Below are 350 nucleotides of genomic sequence, written 5' to 3'. Positions count from 1 at the left end.
CCTCAACAACCTCACCAAGGTCACCGACCCCCTCGGCGGCGAGACCACGTCCGCCTACAACGCCAACGGCGCCCGCACCTCCACCACCTACCCCGGCGGCGTCGTCCAGGCCGTCGACCTCGACAACAGTGGTCGCCCCAAGCAGGTCAAGGCCACCAAGGGCGCCACCGCCCTGTCGGAACCGAACTACACCTACGCCTACGGAGCCGCCAACACCGACGGCTCCAAGACCCGCACCCGCACCGACGGCGCCGGCGTCAAGAACACCTACACCTACGACACCCTCGGCCGGCTGACCAACGCCCGCGAGGCCGACAGCGCGAACACCCAACTCGCCGCGTGGCTCTACT

1 protein-coding gene is annotated in these 350 nt (G+C 69.1%); it reads left to right on the top strand.

Annotated elements, in window-relative coordinates:
- Window positions 1-350 (top strand): RHS repeat domain-containing protein (locus GT354_RS33220; RefSeq protein ID WP_161360079.1); only part of this gene is annotated, 350 nt, incomplete at both ends.

It is taken from the genome of Streptomyces sp. SID3343 (assembly GCF_009865215.1).
In the GTDB taxonomy this organism is placed as follows: domain Bacteria; phylum Actinomycetota; class Actinomycetes; order Streptomycetales; family Streptomycetaceae; genus Embleya.
The sequence above is the reverse complement of the archived record's forward strand: the minus strand, read 5'-3'. Positions and strand labels throughout refer to the sequence as shown.